This window comes from Chrysiogenia bacterium, from assembly GCA_020434085.1.
In the GTDB taxonomy this organism is placed as follows: Bacteria; JAGRBM01; JAGRBM01; order JAGRBM01; family JAGRBM01; genus JAGRBM01.
Map to the genome: position 1 here is coordinate 1 of JAGRBM010000209.1, position 1,566 is coordinate 1,566.

Below are 1,566 nucleotides of genomic sequence, written 5' to 3' on the forward strand. Positions count from 1 at the left end.
GAGGAAACCGAAGAAACCTTCGTGGGCAACGCCCGGCTCAAGGCCCGCGCGGGCTACGAGCAGACGGGCCTCTGGACACTGGCCGACGACTCGGGCATTTGCGTCGATGCACTCGATGGCGCGCCCGGCGTGCGCAGCGCGCGCTACTGGGACGGTGACGGGTCCGACGCGGCCAACAACGCGGGGCTGCTGGCGGCCCTCGCGGGAGTGCCCGATGAAGATCGCGGCGCACGCTTTGTGTGCGTGCTGGTGCTCGATACCGGCGAGGGCGAGCAGGTCTTCGAGGGGACCTGCACCGGCCGCATTCTGGAGGCTGAAAAAGGCCCTAATGGTTTCGGTTACGACCCGCTTTTCTTCGATCCGGAGCTGGGGAAATCCTTCGGGGAGATTCCTTATGAAGAAAAGATGGCGCGCTCGCACAGGGGCAGGGCGCTCGCGGCCTTTCAGGCATGGATGAAAGAGCGACTTTCAGGGTAAATGGCGCCAACCGTCGCGGGCTTGCCATGGCCTTGCATCATGCCTGTAAAACCCTGTAAATAGCGTTTTCCGGTATCGGTCGGGGCGTAGCGCAGTCTGGTAGCGCACCTGCTTTGGGAGCAGGGGGTCGCTGGTTCGAATCCAGTCGCCCCGACCAACATGCCGCGCAGGTGCGGGCACTGCCGTTTTTTGGGGTTCTGATGACTCGAGCAACATGGAAGCGCGTCGCGATGGCGGTGCTGACGGTGTGCCTGCTGGCCGATACCGCGCACGCTGAGGAATCGGTTGTCACCGCCCAGGTGGCCAGCACCGGCAGTCAGGCGGAGAAGGATCCCGCCCCGGAGCCCGCGGCGCCGACAGGGGCCAAAACCCTGCGCCGAACCCTCGATCCGGTCGTGGTGATGGGCAAGCAGCTTCCGCACACCCACAACAAACTGCCTTCGGAGTTCAAGCTCTATCGCTGGAGCGAGGCGGGCGGCTTCAAGCCGATTCCCTACCAGTTCGACGAGCGCGATCTCGAAAATCGCTACGCGTTCACCCACGGACCGGATTCCGAGCTCTACTCCGACGACGGCCTCATCGACGCCAACGACGAGCTGGTCTTCATGGCCGCCGACTCGGGCGCGCAGGTCCCGCTGAGCGATGCCGGAGAGAACGCAGTCGAGGCCATCGAGATCGAGCTGCTCGATCCGGTCACCGCCGAGAAGGGCTGGGTCTACCTGCTCCCCTCCACCTTCAGCGAGGAAGTTTCGTCGACCGACTACGTGTCCATCGAGGAAACCGAGCTGCAGGTGACTTCCAGTGACTATGTCTTCCGCTTCTCAAAGCCCGCGCCCATTACCTTCGACTACCTGGCGATCCGTCACGCGGGCGAGGAACTGATGAACATCGTCGACCGGATGAAGATCCGCGCCTGGTCACGGGTGCTGGGGCTGATTCGCGTCGACGTGGATGAGGAAGATCTCGAATCCGAGCTGCGCGGCTACATCGACGGCCCGGTGCGGGTGATTCGTCGCTCGCGCAACACCTATCACATCGCCATCATCCCGACGCTGCGAACAGATCTCGAGGCCGCGTTCTACCGCTCGC

Annotated in this window: 2 protein-coding genes and 1 tRNA gene; all 3 read left to right on the plus strand. The window is 63.7% G+C overall.

The window, feature by feature from the left end; genetic code table 11:
• Window positions 1-477: non-canonical purine NTP pyrophosphatase (locus KDH09_06835; protein MCB0219393.1), on the plus strand; the 477-nt coding region annotated here is incomplete at its 5' end.
• An 80-nt stretch (window positions 478-557) separates the two neighbouring features.
• A tRNA-Pro gene (locus KDH09_06840) sits at window positions 558-634 on the plus strand.
• Between the two features lie 43 nt (window positions 635-677).
• A partial coding sequence (locus tag KDH09_06845) for a hypothetical protein (protein MCB0219394.1) occupies window positions 678-1,566 on the plus strand: 889 nt, incomplete at its 3' end.